This is a genomic window from Flagellimonas halotolerans, assembly GCF_035818535.1.
In the GTDB taxonomy this organism is placed as follows: Bacteria; Bacteroidota; Bacteroidia; order Flavobacteriales; family Flavobacteriaceae; genus Flagellimonas; species Flagellimonas halotolerans.
The window spans coordinates 311,043-326,578 of sequence record NZ_JAYKYV010000002.1; the positions used below are offsets into that span (position 1 = coordinate 311,043).

Annotated in this window: 10 protein-coding genes and 1 pseudogene; 8 read left to right on the plus strand and 3 right to left on the minus strand. The window is 40.7% G+C overall.

Annotated features, from left to right (window positions below; all coding sequences use genetic code 11):
* Window positions 1-4: 4 nt before the first annotated feature.
* Together VM932_RS04590 and VM932_RS04595 are read right to left on the minus strand one after the other, a co-directional pair.
* Window positions 5-1,174 (minus strand): trans-sulfuration enzyme family protein, encoded by a 1,170-nt coding sequence (locus VM932_RS04590; RefSeq protein ID WP_326277375.1) that lies wholly within the window; start codon window positions 1,172-1,174, stop codon window positions 5-7.
* Between the two features lie 35 nt (window positions 1,175-1,209).
* Window positions 1,210-2,619 (minus strand): MATE family efflux transporter, encoded by a 1,410-nt coding sequence (locus VM932_RS04595; protein ID WP_326277376.1) that lies wholly within the window; start codon window positions 2,617-2,619, stop codon window positions 1,210-1,212.
* A 234-nt stretch (window positions 2,620-2,853) separates the two neighbouring features.
* Between VM932_RS04595 and VM932_RS04600 the strand changes: the two genes are divergently transcribed.
* Window positions 2,854-4,149: a M14 family metallopeptidase gene (locus VM932_RS04600; RefSeq protein ID WP_326277377.1), complete on the plus strand. Its 1,296-nt coding sequence runs from the start codon at window positions 2,854-2,856 to the stop codon at window positions 4,147-4,149.
* Window position 4,150: 1 nt separating this feature from the next.
* Here VM932_RS04600 and VM932_RS04605 read toward each other — a convergent pair whose 3' ends face one another.
* The gene (locus tag VM932_RS04605; RefSeq protein ID WP_326277389.1) at window positions 4,151-7,318 is read right to left on the minus strand and encodes a cytochrome c biogenesis protein; all 3,168 of its coding nucleotides are present in this window, start codon (window positions 7,316-7,318) and stop codon (window positions 4,151-4,153) included.
* 133 nt (window positions 7,319-7,451) lie between these two features.
* Between VM932_RS04605 and VM932_RS04610 the strand changes: the two genes are divergently transcribed.
* The 7 genes and pseudogenes from VM932_RS04610 to VM932_RS04640 form a co-directional block, all read left to right on the plus strand.
* Window positions 7,452-8,213, plus strand: coding sequence for a Rossmann-like and DUF2520 domain-containing protein (locus tag VM932_RS04610; RefSeq protein ID WP_326277378.1), 762 nt, complete (start codon window positions 7,452-7,454; stop codon window positions 8,211-8,213).
* Window positions 8,197-8,724 carry a KdsC family phosphatase gene (locus VM932_RS04615; protein WP_326277379.1) on the plus strand — a complete coding sequence of 176 codons (528 nt, stop codon included), beginning with the start codon at window positions 8,197-8,199 and terminating at the stop codon, window positions 8,722-8,724. The genes VM932_RS04610 and VM932_RS04615 overlap by 17 nt, the downstream gene beginning before the upstream one ends.
* A complete protein-coding gene (locus VM932_RS04620; protein ID WP_326277380.1) occupies window positions 8,717-9,316 on the plus strand; it encodes a Maf family nucleotide pyrophosphatase in 600 nt (199 codons plus the stop codon). Before VM932_RS04615 ends, VM932_RS04620 begins: the two co-directional genes overlap by 8 nt.
* A 35-nt stretch (window positions 9,317-9,351) precedes the next feature.
* Entirely contained in the window at window positions 9,352-10,308 is a 957-nt protein-coding gene (locus tag VM932_RS04625) for a septum formation inhibitor Maf (protein WP_326277381.1), read from the plus strand.
* 92 nt (window positions 10,309-10,400) lie between these two features.
* Entirely contained in the window at window positions 10,401-12,932 is a 2,532-nt protein-coding gene (locus tag VM932_RS04630; RefSeq protein ID WP_326277382.1) for a PIG-L family deacetylase, read from the plus strand.
* A gap of 111 nt (window positions 12,933-13,043) precedes the next feature.
* On the plus strand, window positions 13,044-14,753 hold the full coding sequence (locus tag VM932_RS04635; protein ID WP_326277383.1) for a sodium:solute symporter family protein: 1,710 nt from the start codon (window positions 13,044-13,046) through the stop codon (window positions 14,751-14,753).
* An 81-nt stretch (window positions 14,754-14,834) separates the two neighbouring features.
* Window positions 14,835-15,536 (plus strand): annotated as a pseudogene (locus VM932_RS04640) (transposase family protein); the annotation flags it as partial.

A 15,536-nucleotide genomic window follows, 5' to 3' on the forward strand; every position in this document is an offset into this window, starting at 1 on the left:
TGTTTTATGCGGTAACGGTCATGGATTTTACTTTGGCGATCGCCTGTTCAATATCCGCTATTAAATCTTCTATCTCCTCAATGCCGAGAGAAAAACGAATCAATGAGTCCTTTATCCCCTGTTTTGCCCTGTCCTCCGGGCTCATAAGGGCATGAGATGTTTGGGTGGGCGAAAGCACGGTACTTTCAATTCCCGCCAAACTCATGGAGGGTTTTATCAGTTTTAGTTCCTTAAAAAATAAGGATACATCTATTTCCGGGGTCAATTCAAACGATAACATTCCACCAAAACCATTCATCTGCGATTTTGCCAATTGGTGACCTGGATGGTCTTCCAAGCCTGGGTAATACACATTATCCACATCTTTACTTTGCTTTAGATAGGTAGCCATTTTCATTGCATTCTCGTTTTGGGCCTTTACACGAATGGCCATGGTTTTGATGCTTCGTTCCAACAACCAGACCGTGTAATCGCTCAAACTTCCACCAAAGCAAATCCCTGTTTGGAACACCTTACCCATATTCTCTTGCGAAGCGGCAACCACACCTGCACAAATATCGGAATGTCCTCCCATATATTTTGTGGCACTGTGCACCACCACATCCACTCCAAAATCAATCGGATTTTGATTAACGGGGCTTGCAAAGGTATTATCGATCATGGACAGGATTCCTTTCTTTTTGGCCAAATTTGCGATTCCTTTTACATCGGTAATCGTCAATAAAGGATTGGAAGGGGTTTCCAAATACAGCACCTTGGTGTTCGATTTGATTTCTTTTTCGAAATCTTCAACTTCCCACCCTGTGGTAAAGGAATATTCAATGCCAAATCTCTCAAATTGGCTTACGGCAAAATGATAGGTTCCTCCGTAAATGGTCTGCTGCAGCACCACATGGTCGCCAGCTTGCAGAAAAGTCATCAATGCCGTGCTAATGGCGGCCATACCACTGCCAAAAATCAAAGCGGCCTCGGCATGTTCCAGGGCAGCCAGTTTTTTGCACAGTGCTTCTTGATTGGGGGTGTTAAAGTATCTTGGGTATCTTTTAACCGCTACGTCTTCAAATTGGTAAGAGGTGCTCATGTACAATGGCGAAACAGCTCCTTTGAATTCTTTATCCTCCAATTCCCCTACGTGGGTGCAGATGGTATTCAATCCTTTTTTATTGCTTTTCATGTTGGCCGATTTTTAGGATAAAGATACGAAACCCATCATACTTGGACTTTCTTCCACTTTCCTTTTTTAAACCATACCATGGCCAAAACAGCCAACAATACTTCTGCCAAAGTGATAGCCACAAAAACACCCGTTGCTCCCCAGCCCAAAACTAAGGCGGATATATAGGCCAATGGCAATTGGAACAACCAGAACGATATCAAATTGATCTTGGTCGGGGTTCGGGTATCCCCTGCCCCATTAAAAGCTTGGGTCACCACCATACCGTAAGCATAAAAAATATAGCCAATGGAGATTACTTGAAGACAAAGTGCCCCACTTTTCACCACCGCTGGGGTGATGTTGAACCAAGAAATAATAGAATTCGCAAAAATGAGGTATCCCAATGAAACGGTTCCCATAAACCAGGCATTGTATTTTCCTGTTTTCCATACAGATTGTTCTGCCCTATCTGGTTGTTTGGCTCCCAGATTTTGTCCAACCAAAGTTGCAGCTGCATTGCTCATGCCCCAAGATGGCATTAAGGTAAACATCATCACCCTTATGGCTATGGTGTAACCTGCCAAAACTTCACTTCCGAATTCGGACATGATACGCATAAGGAAAATCCAACTGGAGGTTCCAATCAAGAATTGAGCGATTCCCCCCAAAGAAACCTTGATCAAATTGATCATAACTTTTAAATTCAAGACTAAATCTTTGGCCACCAATTTGATTTTACCCCATCCAAAGAACAATATTCCTAACTGAAAAATTACGGCGGTTCCCCTACCAATGTTGGTAGCAACAGCTGCTCCCTTAACCCCCATTTCCGGAATAGGACCAAAACCAAAGATGAACATGGGGTCCAAAATAATATTGAGTCCGTTGGAAAGAACCAAGGCCCACATGGCAATAGATGCATTACCTGCGCCTCGGAAAATAGCGTTAATCAAGAACAAGAGCACTACAGTAATGTTACCTCCGATCAAGAATTGGGTGTAGCCGTAGCCCTCTGCAATCAAATCGGGCTCAGCACCCATTAGAGCCAAAATGTCCTTGGCGTAGAAGATTCCAATAATTCCAATTACTACGGAAATTACTACCCCTAAACTAATGGCTTGTACTGCGGCAATTCTGGCACCGTCCACATCCTTTTCGCCAATTCTACGGGCAACGACGGCCGTGGCGGCCATACTAAGGCCAATGGCCAAGGCATACACCAAAGTGATTACGGATTCTGTGAGCCCAATAGTGGCCACGGCATTAACGCTTACTTTGGATACGTAAGCAATGTCCACCAAAGCAAAAATGGACTCCATGAGCATTTCCAAAATCATGGGGATGGAAAGCATAAATATGGCCTTGCGGATGCTGCCTGAGGTGAATTCAGTTTCTTTACCAGAAATAGCTATCCAAAAATAATGGATGAACTTTTTAAATGAATTTGTATGTTGATGATTCATTATCAAAGAATTATGTGTGTGAAAGGTGTTGAAATGCCAGCTGTACCCAGAAGTATTTCGGTTACATAATTGGCTTTAAGCCAAAGGTGACATCTATCGTGGACATAATTCTTATAACTTCATAATGGTGCAAATATGCAAAAAAAAATGAAATATTATTAATAATTTTTTATGTACTACTTCATTCCTTGTTCCTACCTTCGTAATCAAACCAACTCAAATAATTCAAAAACCATGCGTATTAAAAGTTTGATTGCCATTGGAATACTTTTTTCCATGGTACTTACATCATCCTGTAAAAAGAATCCTGAAACCGCTGAAACCGAGAAAAAAACAGGTTATCAAGGACAAGGAAAAAGCCCTGTTGTGCCCACGGTAGACAAGCCCATTCAAAAGCAATGGAGAGGCGTATGGGCATTTAATGACAGTACAACTTTTTTTTCGAACCAATTTGATGGTGCCCGTTTAAATGGTGTGGCCTACGATGGCGACGACCATTACACTATTTGGGTTACTGCCGAAAACACCCCAATAAATGTGAGCCCTTGGTATGCTTTTCAAGTTTGGTCCAAAGAACCTCGCGATATTACGGTGCAGCTAAATTACCAAGATTCCAGAAGTAGATATTACCCAAAAATTAGTACCAATGGTAAAAACTTTACACCATTGGACAGTACAAATTTTAAAGCCATCGAATCAGGAGAAGGAGAATTTGGAATTAAAGCGGCCCCAGAATCCGCAGAAATTACCATAAGTGTTACTGAAAATCCGACATGGGTTACGGCACAAGAACTATACACATCATCTGTAGTAAAAGGATGGGTAGATTCCTTGAGTCAAAAAACATTTATCGAGAATTACCCCATTGGTCTTTCCAAAGAGAAAAGGACCATGCACTTGATGGAAATCAATGAAAACGAAGCAGCAAAAAAAGCCTTGATGATCATTTCCAGACAGCATCCACCTGAGGTAACAGGGTTTCTGGCCATGAAATCGTTTATTGAAACCATTTCGGGTGACTCTGAATTAGCTAAGAAGTTTAGACAAGAGCATACTATTTTTGCGGTACCCTTGATGAACCCTGACGGAGTAGACAATGGGCATTGGAGACATAATACCGGTGGTATTGATTTGAACAGAGACTGGCAAAACTTCAACCAACCCGAAACTCGAAACGTTCGAAATTTTCTTGTGGAGAAAGACAAAACGTACGATTTTGTTTTCGGGGCAGATTTCCACTCCACTTGGGATGACATCTACTACCCTATTGATACAACAGTAACAGGTGAAAAAGGGAAAATTATCTTTGATTGGATCGAGAACATCAGCGAAAGATTACCTCAAAAGCAAACCAACATAAGCGCTTCCGATGAGATTGACCCGACCATGGTTTCGAGCAAATACTTTTACGTGCACCATGGCATGCCTGCCATTGTATTTGAATTGGGCGACAATACTTCCAGACCTTTCCTAAAGGAAAAAGGGAAGGTTGCCGCAGAAGAAATCATGAAGCTTTTAATGGAGGAATAAACTATTTTTTGGCGTAATGCACCTTGTATCGCCAAAAACTGATACCTCCCAGAATAAAGACCCCGAGTACGGTATACCACACAAAGCTCGGGGTTATTACTTGATCCCCACTTGCATAACTGTGCAAGCCAACCAAATAAAAGTTTACCCCGAAATAGGTCATCATAATACTGGCAAAGGCGATAACACTTGCAAAATTGTAAACCCACTTGCTTCTTAGCCCGGGAACCAACCGCATATGAAGCACAAAAGCATATATCATAATCGAGATCAGTGCCCAAGTCTCTTTGGGATCCCATCCCCAATAACGTCCCCAACTCTCGTTGGCCCATTGGCCGCCTAAAAAGTTACCTATGGTCAACATTACCAAACCAGCGGTAAGAGCCAGTTCATTGATAACCGTAAGCTCTTTTATATTAAGGTCCATTCGCTTTTTGTTCTTTTTCGTAGTGAGAACCATGAGCAGTAATGCGACCACTCCCAAAATCATCCCGACCGTTAAAGGACCATAACTGCCCACAATAACGGCAACGTGAATCATCAACCAATAACTGTCGAGTACAGGTTGCAAATTGGCGATAGCAGGATCCACCCAACTCTGGTGGGCTATCCATAATAGCATTGAGGTTACAAAAGCACTTGCCGCAATGGTAAGTTCACTTTTTCGGCCCAAGGCCAAACCAATGCCCATGGTTGCCCACGCTACATACAGAATACTTTCATAGGCATCACTCCAAGGGGCGTGGCCAGAAATGTACCAACGCAACACCAAACCAATAGTATGCCAAATAAAGAATATGATGATGGTCCCTTTCAATAAATAGGCAAAGGCATCCAATACCTTTCTTTCCTTAAAAATTTTAGCAATCAACACAAAAAACAACAACACACCGACCAAGGCGTAGTATTTGTACAAACGGTTGAACAGATCCAGCTTGTTGTAGATTATCTCAGTCTTGATCTTATTTTCCGATGGCAAGACTTCCTCCCCGTGATTTTTTTGATTTTGTTTGAAGGCCTCCAATAATCTATCTGCCTGTGAATAATCGCCAGTGACTATGGATTTTTGCAGGGAATTCAAATAATACGGCATCGCATTTTTGATAAAATTCGCATACAACGAATCTTGCACTTGATATTGCCCAGAGCGATATTCCACAGCTGAGATCCATTTGTTGTTCTCATCGTTGAGCAGGGGAAAAATCTTTACTATTTGCCCACTTAATGCGATGTCCAATAAACTCAACCGCTCACCTACCTTTTTAAAATCCTTCTCAAAGTTTGAAGGATTGTTGGTGGAAGTAGCTTTTTCCAGATAGGGCCTTAGTTTGTATGTCCCTTTTGCATCAAAAAAATCGGTAGCTTTTACAAACTCGGTGCCTTCGGGAACCCCGATAACTTTACGAATACTGTCGTTTTCCTTTTTGCCCAAAGCAATAATGTCCGCAGTGTACCAAACCCCAGGATTCAGCATCATGGAAAGGAAAACCTGATTGGCCGAAAGATCCTTAAATTTGTCATCGCCGCTCAGTTTCCTCAACAATTCGGATGCAAAAGTGTTTATTGGCTTCATCCGTCCACCTTCATCCTGAATCACCAAAGCGCCAAACTTTTCGGCATGTTCCGTGGCCACGGTCGTAGCTTGGATTACAGAGTCAATTTGGGCTTTTGTTGGCAACAGGGAATGTTCGTCATGACCCTCCTGAGCATTTGTAGACACAAAAGCGAAGAAAAGAGCAATGGTGGTCAAAGCTGCTTTCTTTTTCTTAATTTTTTCGAGCATGGTCTGTAAATCCCTAAAACGTGTTTTTCCAAAGAACATAATACCCATCAAACCAATATACAACAGAAAATAACCTATATAAGTAATCCATGTGCCCCACCAATCGTGGTTTACGGAAAGTACCGTTCCACGTTCATCCGGGTCAAAACTGGACTGGAAAAATCGGTACCCTTGATGGTCCAGCACATGATTCATATATATATCATAATCAAAAGGACGGTCGTCGTGTACCGTAACCTTGCTCATAAACGAGGCATACCCCGCTTCGGTTCCAGGATATTTTTCCGCAATAAAATCATTCAACTCTATGGAAAAAGGAAGTTCGTAAACTTTGGAGCCATAACTCAATGAAAAATCCAACCCGCCTACATGGACCTTGTCAGAAAAATTTGATGTTCCCTTACTTCCCAACAGTTTAACCTCTTTAGTTTCTCCATTGGCAGAAATCGAAACAACCAAAGCATCCTGCGTTACCTTGGTAATCTCCTCATCGGGCACTTTAACAATTCCATACTTTCCTTTAACCAAAGGTTCGGGCACTACAAACTGCATACCGCCCATAGTGTATAGCGAACGTAATTGTAAGGGCTGAATGCTATCACTTGCTACTTTCCCTTGGAATTGGTCCGCCATGCGCATAAAATTCCCCTCGAAAGGCGATTTGATGCGGAAGCCATTCTCTTCATCGTAAAAAATATTGATGGCTCCTTCGGTTTCGTTGTTAAGGGCAAAAAGAATGTTATGGACGCTGGCTATTTTACCATTTTCCAGATAATGTTCGTGGCGTTGACCATTGCCAGCTTCTACTATTTGGAGATATTCTGCTCCATTTTCGTCTGGAATCAATCCTTTTTCGGCTCCTTTGATGAAATCCACATAACCAATGGAGAAAGGTTGTCCGTTGAAATCGGATTTCCAAGGCAAACTGGAACGTTTTCCTTCGGGTGTTACCAAAATATCATCCTCCAGAACCCTTCTTTTGGTTTCACCGTTGATGTCCCCATCAACAAAAGCGGTCAAATAGGTTTTGTCCGAATAAAATACTTTCTCCGTTGCCCCCTCGCGAATAGGCATCATTCCCTCATAACTGATATAACGCGTAACAAAAGCACCTACTATGATCAGAATCCAAGATAAATGAAGAGTAAGCACGGGCCACTTTTTCCAAGTCAATAGACGGTATCGATAAATATTTCCAAAGAAATTGATAACAAAAAAGACCATAATGGCCTCGAACCAAGTGGCATTGTAAATGTATATCCGTGCTGTTTCGGTACTGTACCAGCTCTCCACAAAAGTTCCCATAGCCATTGCCGCAGCAAAAACCAAAAAAAGAACAGCCATAAGTCTTGTGGAAAAAAGCGTTTTCTTAAGAATATCAATCATGGAAATTCGGTCTACTTTCGGCTTGCAAAAATACGGCCTTTTTAGAACTTCCTCGCTGTCAAAACGGATAAAAATCATACAGATTTGTTAATTCTTACTGCCATGTATCAACCCTAAATTTGTAGTTTTGGGCATGCTCAAGATTGTGATTTTGGGGACCGGGAACCTCGCCAAACACTTGCACACTGCTTTTACAAAAGCTAATGCTATTGATATTACCCAAGTCGTGGGTCGAAATCAAAAAGAATTAGAACAATTTTCCGGACATTCCTCTATATCCAATTCTTTTTATTCCATTGCTGATGCCGATGTCTACCTAATTGCCGTAAAAGACGATGCCATTACCGAAGTGTCTCAACATTTATTAAAGAAAAAGGGAATCGTGGCACATACCTCGGGCGCTATAAGTTTAAAGGTGATTCAACACCAGAACAAAGGGGTTTTTTATCCATTGCAGACCTTTACCAAAGGTAAAACGGTTGATTTTAGCCCTATTCCCATTTGTATTGAAGCAGAAGAAAAGGAATCACTGGAAATCTTGCATAAATTGGCGGATTCCATTTCTGAAAACGTGCACCATATTGACTCGCAACAACGAAAAAAATTGCATCTTGCGGGCGTTTTTGTGAACAACTTTACCAATTACCTTTACAGTGTTGGCGAAGCATTTTGTTTGGAAGAAGGACTATCTTTTGATTTGTTGAAACCATTGATCATGGAAACGGCCGATAAAATCCAAGCCATGTCGCCAAAAGAAGCACAAACAGGTCCAGCTCGCAGAAATGACACCAAAAGTATGGAAAGTCATCTGGAACTTTTAAGCAAAAAAGAACACATTACACTCTATAAATTATTGAGCCAAGCCATAAAACAAGCACATGAAGAAGAATTATAAAGAGCTTTTGAGCAACATTACCACCTTTGTTTTTGATGTTGATGGAGTTTTTACCGATGGAACGGTTATGATTACCACCAATGGGGAGTTGCTCCGTAAAATGAGTGTCAAGGACGGATACGCCCTTAAAACGGCCATTAAAAAAGGATACAACGTTTGTATTATAACGGGTGGCACCAACCAAGGTGTGAAAGAGCGCTTAAAAGGACTGGGGGTAACCGATTTTTATATGGGCGCACACCACAAACAAGAACCTTTGGAAGAGTATTTGGACATTCACGGTATAGACCCTCAATCGGTGGTTTATATGGGTGATGATATGCCCGATATCCCCCCAATGAAAATGGTGGCATTGGCCACTTCACCACAAAACGCGGTTCCAGAGGTAAAAGCTATTTCCGATTATGTTTCCCATAAAAATGGTGGCGAAGGCTGTGTTCGTGATATTATTGAGCAAGTTTTAAAAGTTCGTGGTGACTGGAACGATAATTTTAGCGCCGAGAATGACTAAAAATCCACTCAAAGAACAACTTAAGTACAAAAAAATTATTTTAGGCTCCGGCTCACCTAGACGAAAAATGTTCTTGGAAGAGTTGGGATTGGATTTTGAGGTACGCCCCAAATCCGTAGAGGAAGTCTATCCTGAAGAATTACAAGGGCAAGAAATATCAGAATATTTGGCACAGCTCAAAGCCACTCCCTTCAAAGAAGAATTGGAACCCGACCAAATAGTGATCACTTCGGATACGGTAGTTTGGCACAACAATACTTCCCTGGCCAAAGCTGCTAATAAAACAGAAGCTTTTAAAATGCTCCGTACCCTCTCAGGGGACTGGCACGAGGTTATAACTTCGGTCTGTTTTACCACTAAAGATTATCAAAAAACGGTTAGTGGCATTACCAGAGTAAAACTAAAGGATTTTACGGATGATGAAATCAACTACTACATTGATACCTGTCAGCCTTTTGATAAAGCAGGGGCTTATGGCATTCAGGAATGGATCGGGATGATCGGTATCACCGAAATTCAAGGTTCTTATACCAATGTGGTGGGACTTCCTACCGATTTGGTCTACCAAACCCTAATGGATATGGTTTCTTGAGTTTGGATGTGTAACTTTACTAAAATCCTCTACTCATGAAAACCTTAAAAATATTCAACAGTATAATTCTTGAATGTATGTTGACCTTGTTTTTATTGATGTCTTGTTCTGATAAAAACAAAACAACAGAGAACGGAGAAACCGTTAGCAATAAAAAATCAAAAACATTAAAAACCGAACCAAAGCAGCCCCTTACCGATAATTTTAAAAATTATTGGTATGCCGGCGATGCTGAAATCACTTCGTACCAATTGAATCAGGCGAGGTATGGTGAACTTCGGGAAGGAAATGCGGTACTAATTTATGTTACCGAACCATTTTTGCCCAAGAAACAAGTTAAGGCGGATAATAGCAGTCCTGAAAACATTTCGGTTTTAAAATTGAATGCCACCAAAAATTTTTTGACAGGAATTTATCCCTACTCCATTATGAGCAGCACATTTTATCCGGTTTACGATAATCAGCATGCAGTGAAGACCAGTTTGTCCGTTCAGGAATGGTGCGGACATGTGTATGCCCAGATCAACAATCGTGAAAAATTTAAATTTACCTCACATTCATATTTTGAAGGTGAGGCCGACCAAGAATTTTCTATGGAAAAATCATTTTTGGAAAATGAAATCTGGACCAAAATCCGAATCAATCCCGAAAACCTCCCACAAGGTGAAATTTCAATGATACCTTCTTTGGAGTTTCTCCGTTTGAGGCATAAGGAGATGAAAGCATATACTGCCAATGCAACCATTTCATCTAAAGATGGAATAACAACTTATACCATTTCCTATCCAAAATTGGAACGAAAATTGATAATAAAGTTCATGGCTGACTTTCCATTTTCCATTGAAAGTTGGACGGAAGAATTCAAGAGTGGATTTGGATCGGATGCGAAAATGTTGACCACTTCTGCTTCCAAGATTAAAACCCTAAAAACCGCTTATTGGAGTCAAAATGAAAACAAAAATCTAATATTAAGGGATAGTTTAGGTTTATAACATCAACCAATGCCTATGTTAAAACTCTTCTAAATAATCCAATATCTAAATGTATACTGGCTATATTTGAATCAACCGCTAAACAACCAACTATGAAGCATTTTTGGGTATTCCTTTCCCTTACCATACTACTTTTCACTAATTCTTTTGCCCAAAAACCGGATAAGCTTACTTCGGCAGAGTTATTCCACGACATACAAAAATTGAATTTTTTAGGGACGGCCCTTTACGTAGCGGCCCACCCCGATGATGAAAATACAAGCCTGATTTCCTATCTCGACAACCACGAAAAAGCGAGAACGGTCTATTTGTCGATGACAAGAGGGGACGGTGGGCAAAACCTGATCGGTTCTGAACTAGCCGAGCTTTTAGGGGTATTGCGAACACAAGAACTTTTAGCTGCAAGACATATAGATGGCGGTGAACAACGCTTTACACGTGCAATTGACTTTGGATTTTCCAAACACCCAAAGGAAACCTTAAAAATATGGGACAAGGATAAAGTTTTGGCCGATGTGGTTTGGGCCATTCGAAACATAAAGCCCGATGTGATCATCAACAGATTTGATCATAGAACCCCTGGCTCCACACACGGTCATCATACGTCCTCGGCTGTTTTGAGCATGGAGGCCTTTGATTTGGCAAATAATCCAGATGTTTATTCCGAGCAATTGCAATGGACAACCCCCTGGCAACCCAAACGTATATTTTACAATACTTCGTGGTGGCAGTATGGTAGCCAAGAGGCATTTGAAAAAGTTGACAAATCCGGTATGGTTCGGCTTGATGTGGGCACCTATTACCCAGAGATCGGACTCTCCAACAACGAAATTGCCGCTATGGCACGTAGCCAACACCTTTGTCAAGGATTTGGTAGGCTGACGGATAGAGGCGTTGACAACGAGTATATTGAACTGCTCAAAGGCGATATGCCCAAAAACAATGATGTGTTTGAAGGCATCAACACCACTTGGTCGCGTGTAAAAGGAGGCGAAGCTGTTGGAGACATCTTATATAAAGTTGAAAATAATTTCGATTTCCAAAATCCATCCAAACATATACCTGAACTTGTAAAAGCTTATCAGCTATTACAAAAAGTTGAAGATGAACACTGGAGAACATTAAAATCGGAAGAATTAAAAAACATCATTCTAGCTTCGGCTGGATTATATTTGGAAGCCAGTTCTGCAAGTGCTTCTGCAACTCCTGGCAGTAAGGTAACCATCAACATAGAAACTATAAACAGATCTTCTTCAAATATCACTTTAAAAGAAATTAAGATTGTTGGTACCGATGCACATCTAACCACAAACAAAATTTTGGAAAACAACCAAAAAGAAAATTTTGAAATTAGCTTCACCGTTCCCGAAAACACTTCCTATACCAGCCCATATTGGCTAAACGAACCTGGAACTTTGGGAACCTATACCGTGAACGACCAAAGTTTGATTGGTAAACCCGAAACCCCAAGTGCATTTAAGGCAATTTTTTCTTTGGTTATTGATGGAGTGGATATTCCGTTTGAAAAATCCGTGGTGCACCGCTACTCCAGACCCGACAGGGGAGAATTGTACGAACCCTTCGCCATTTTGCCCGAAGTCACATCCAAAATTGATGAAAAGGTGCTCATTTTTGCCAGTGCAAACACTAAGGAAGTGCAGGTAAAAGTAAGAGCAGGTAAAAATGAAGTATCCGGAACGGTTGAGCTAGATCATCCAGCCGGGTGGACTGTTTCACCACAAAACATTCCTTTTTCCATTGCGCAAAAAGGCGAGGAAATTTCGGTAACATTCAACGTTACCCCTCCTAATACCGAAAGCGAAGGAAAAATTGGGCCAAAAATCAAAATGGGCAACAAAATCTACGACAAAGAACTGGTAGAAATCGATTACGACCATATTCCAAAGCAATCCGTATTACTCCCTTCGGAAGCTAAAGTGGTTCGCATGGATATAAAAAAGTCTGGGGAGCATATCGCTTACATTATGGGTGCTGGAGATATGGTGCCCGAAAATTTGGAACAAATCGGTTACCAAGTCCATATTGTTGACCCTAATGATATTCAAAATGGGGATTTGGATAAATACGATGCTGTTGTTGTGGGCATTCGAGCCTACAATGTGGTGGAGTCCTTAAAATTTAAGCAACCCGTACTGTTCGATTATGTAAAAAATGGTGGCACCATGATTGTACAGTACAATACGGCCGGAAGATGGGCCAGACAGTTTGAAAACATTGCCCCATACGATGTAACGCTTTCCAGAGACAGGGTTACTGACGAAAATGCAGAGGTAAAAATATTGGCCCCCAACCATTCTTTGATAAATTTCCCGAATGTCATCACAAAAAAAGATTTTGATGGGTGGGTACAAGAACGTGGATTGTATTTTCCAAGTGAATGGAGTTCTGAGTTTACACCGATTCTCTCAATGAAAGATGAAGATGAAACCGAAAAACAAGGAAGCCTTATTGTAGCACCTTATGGAGAAGGTCACTATATTTACACAGGTTTAAGCTTTTTCAGGGAATTGCCTGTAGGGGTTTCGGGGGCATATAAGCTCTTTGCAAATATGCTTTCTATAGGAAAAAATGAAGTAAAAAGAGACAGTAATGTCAAAGGATAATATGGATACCAAATTTGAATGGAAAAAGGAATACAGCATTGTTATCCTATTAAATGCCATATATATATTGGTTTTTTACCTCATAATGATTTTAAACAATTAGACCCCTGAATGGCATTACTCGACTGGATTATTCTTGGTAGCACCCTACTCTTCATCGTGGCATACGGTGTTTGGAAAACACGCGGGAACAATAATGTGGACGATTATGTCCGTGGTGGTGACAACGTAAAATGGTGGACTATCGGATTGTCCGTAATGGCCACCCAAGCGAGTGCCATAACCTTTTTATCTACCCCGGGGCAAGCTTTCCACGACGGCATGGGCTTTGTTCAATTCTATTTTGGATTGCCCTTGGCCATGATCGTGATTTGCCTTGTGTTTATACCCATTTACAAAAAATTAAAGGTGTTTACCGCCTATGAAATGCTCGAAGGGCGTTTTGATCTTAAAACAAGAACCCTTACTGCTCTTTTGTTCTTGGTACAACGTGGGTTGGCTGCAGGGATTACCATATTTGCCCCTTCCATAATCCTATCCGCCGTATTGGGATGGGATTTAAGGACATTGAATGTGATCATCGGAATCCTTGTGATTATTTACACCGTGTCGGGAGGCACCAAAGCGGTTAGTATGACCCAGAAACAGCAGATGTTCATCATTATGTTGGGGATGTTTTTTGCTTTCTTCTTTATCATGGGAGCACTCCCTACGGATATATCTTTCGATAAGGCCTTAAAAATAGCCGGGGCGAACAATAAACTCGAAATTTTGGATTTCTCTTTAGATACCAATAACCGATATACGTTTTGGAGCGGTATCACGGGAGGCTTCTTTTTGGCCTTGGCCTATTTTGGCACTGATCAAAGTCAAGTGCAACGTTATTTATCGGGCAAATCGGTTCGTGAAAGTCAGTTGGCATTGATTTTTAACGGGATTTTTAAAATACCGATGCAGTTTTTTATCCTATTGGTGGGTACCATGGTGTTTGTATTTTATCAATATAACTCATCTCCCTTAAACTTTAACCCTGCGGCTACCGAAGCTGTAATGCAATCGGAATATGCCAACGATTACCAATCGCTAACAAAGGACCATAAAGAACTGGAAAAGGAAAAAAGAATGGCGCAACATTCCTTTTCCGCAGCGCTCGAACTTAAAGAGTACAATGCCATTGAGCAGGCAAAACAGGATATCATAAAAATCAATGAACGGGAAAATACAAACAGGGAAACTGCAAAAAAATTAATTTCCAAAGCAGATGGCACTGTGGAAACCAACGACAAGGATTATGTGTTTATCCATTTTATCCTAAACAATTTGCCCATGGGGCTAATCGGTCTCCTTTTGGCCGTAATTCTCTCCGCGGCCATGTCTTCCACTGCTTCTGAATTAAATGCGCTTGGCACCATTACAGCTTTGGATTTATATAAAAGAAATGTAAAAAAAGAACATACCCAAGAACACTATTTAAAAGCGACCAAGGCCTTTACCCTACTTTGGGGAATCATTGCAATAATAATAGCCAATGTGGCCAATCTTTTTGATAATTTGATTCAATTGGTCAATATTATTGGTTCTATTTTCTACGGAAATGTGCTTGGTATCTTTCTACTGGCGTTCTTCTTCAAATTTGTAAAAGGAAATGCCGTTTTTGTAGCAGCAATCGTAACCCAGATTATTGTGATTGTAGGTTACAACTTAGACTGGATGTCCTACTTATGGTTGAATGCCTTTGGATGTGTTTTGGTAATTGTACTGGCCACTATTACTCAGGTGTTCGATAACTTTTTAGGGAACTCCTCTGCCGTAGAGGAATAAAAAAACCCACTTAAAAAGTGGGCTTTTCAATTTTATTTATTGTCCCGTCCTGAAATAAGTTGACACAAAATCAACTTATTTATGAAGTATTCAGAAAACCCGAGGAATAAGCGCACCCAGCGTGATTACAATTTAGGCTTTAAATTAGCAGTAATATCTCAAGTAGAAAAAGGCGATATGACCTATAAGCAAGCTCAAAAAGCTTATGGTATACAAGGAAGGAGTACTGTTTTGGTTTGGTTGCGAAAACATGGTACTTTAGACTGGAGCAAACCAAGACCAAGGGTTCTTAACATTAAAATGAAAGAAACTCCAGCCCAAAAAATTAAAAGATTAGAGAGAGAGTTGTCCGATGAGAAGCTTAAAAACAAAGTACTCAACACGATGATTGATATCTCAGATCAGCAACATGGTACTTCCATCAGAAAAAAGTATTTGCCCAAGCAATCCAACGAATCCGACAACAACAAAGGCTGAGCCTGTCCCGTTGCTGTAGGTTGTTTGGGATAAGTAGACAGGCTATTTATCAAGCTGAAAAGCGTGCGCATAAAAGAGCTGACGAATTAGCGCTGGTTAAACCACTAGTTTTAAAAATACGTCAAGAAATGCCAAGACTTGGCACACGTAAATTATATTATCTCCTTAAAATTGAATTTGACAAATTGGGAATCAAAATTGGTAGAGATGCACTTTTTGAATACCTAAAATCTGAATCAATGCTAATAAAACCAAAGAAGAATTATACTAAGACCACCAATTCTAAACATTGGTTGAGGAAACACC

Excerpts from the sequence above, each read along its gene's own strand:
- VM932_RS04610 (WP_326277378.1), top strand. The coding sequence starts at position 7,452 with ATGCTCAAGATTGTGATTTTGGGGACCGGGAACCTCGCCAAACACTTG.
- VM932_RS04635 (WP_326277383.1), top strand. The coding sequence starts at position 13,044 with ATGGCATTACTCGACTGGATTATTCTTGGTAGCACCCTACTCTTCATC.
- VM932_RS04595 (WP_326277376.1), bottom strand. The coding sequence starts at position 2,619 with ATGAATCATCAACATACAAATTCATTTAAAAAGTTCATCCATTATTTT.
- VM932_RS04630 (WP_326277382.1), top strand. The coding sequence starts at position 10,401 with ATGAAGCATTTTTGGGTATTCCTTTCCCTTACCATACTACTTTTCACT.
- VM932_RS04620 (WP_326277380.1), top strand. The coding sequence starts at position 8,717 with ATGACTAAAAATCCACTCAAAGAACAACTTAAGTACAAAAAAATTATT.
- VM932_RS04625 (WP_326277381.1), top strand. The coding sequence starts at position 9,352 with ATGAAAACCTTAAAAATATTCAACAGTATAATTCTTGAATGTATGTTG.
- VM932_RS04615 (WP_326277379.1), top strand. The coding sequence starts at position 8,197 with ATGAAGAAGAATTATAAAGAGCTTTTGAGCAACATTACCACCTTTGTT.
- VM932_RS04605 (WP_326277389.1), bottom strand. The coding sequence starts at position 7,318 with ATGATTGATATTCTTAAGAAAACGCTTTTTTCCACAAGACTTATGGCT.
- VM932_RS04600 (WP_326277377.1), top strand. The coding sequence starts at position 2,854 with ATGCGTATTAAAAGTTTGATTGCCATTGGAATACTTTTTTCCATGGTA.
- VM932_RS04590 (WP_326277375.1), bottom strand. The coding sequence starts at position 1,174 with ATGAAAAGCAATAAAAAAGGATTGAATACCATCTGCACCCACGTAGGG.